Source organism: Bartonella bilalgolemi, assembly GCF_023500045.1.
GTDB lineage: Bacteria > Pseudomonadota > Alphaproteobacteria > Rhizobiales > Rhizobiaceae > Bartonella > Bartonella bilalgolemii.
The window spans coordinates 1-1094 of record NZ_JAMCOF010000032.1; the positions used below are offsets into that span (position 1 = coordinate 1).

Below are 1094 nucleotides of genomic sequence, written 5' to 3' on the forward strand. Positions count from 1 at the left end.
TTTCTCATTTGTGTTTTAGCTAGCTCTGTTTTAGCTGATAATGGTGCTAATGATAATGGTGCTAATGGAAGTTGCACGGTAAATATTAGTGTTAATGGGAAGAAAAAAGCAATGGAAATGATAGAATTGCCGGAAGGTGTTTTCGTTGTAAGAATTTCTTTGCATAATAGTAATGGAAAAAAAATTACGGACTCTGAGTCTGTAAACATTTCTTTTCGTAATAGTGCTAAACGAAAAGAATTGATAGGCCCTAATGACCCTAATGAAGTGAGCCCTAATGAAGCTTGTATTCACTATAATAAAGATCATGGAGGAATTGGCATCTATTCGGTTGGTTGGCTTGATGCAAAAACGGTAAAGATTAAAGGTCCAGTAAAAGAAGACAACACAACTATTAAATATATTGGTGTGTATGTCAAAGAATATGGATCAGTTAACGCTGAGGAATTGCACTTAGAGGACTTAACAACAGGTCTTTATGCTTTAGAAAATAGTACAATAACCATGGTGGGGGGCATGATTAAGAATAGCCAGATTGCTGTTCACGCTTCTGGTGAAGCTGCTACAATTGAGTTAGAGAGTGTAGATATTACAGTAGCTTATGGGGGGATAGGTCTTTTCAGTCAAGGAGAATCCATAATTCAAATGGAGGGTAAAAGCATTGATTTTACGGGAGGTACTGCGGTTCGTATAAAGGAAGGAGAGATTTCTTTAGAAAAAGTTAACATTACTAACACGATTACGGAAAACCAGGTGAGTAAGAGTAGTGATGTTGATAACGCTTTCGTTGATATCTATCCAAAGAGTACTTTTAGTATGGAAAATGGAAATGTTTCTCTAGATAATGCACATGGATTGGTATTCAACATTGAAAAAGGAACGCAAGAAAAACAGAGTACAGAAAAAGATACTAAAGTAAATATTGAAGATGTAAATATTCAAGTAAATGGTCAACAATTTTATGGTGTGTATGTAAAACCTTCTGATGCTCAAACAATTGAAAACAGTACAAGTGATATAGTTGTTTCTTTAAAGAAGACAAAAATTACTGTTCCTGAACATACGGTTATTTATAATAAGGTTAATCAGAAGCT

1 pseudogene is annotated in these 1094 nt (G+C 34.6%); it reads left to right on the forward strand.

The window, feature by feature from the left end:
* A pseudogene (locus tag M4Z11_RS07340) lies at positions 1–1094 on the forward strand (hypothetical protein); the annotation flags it as partial.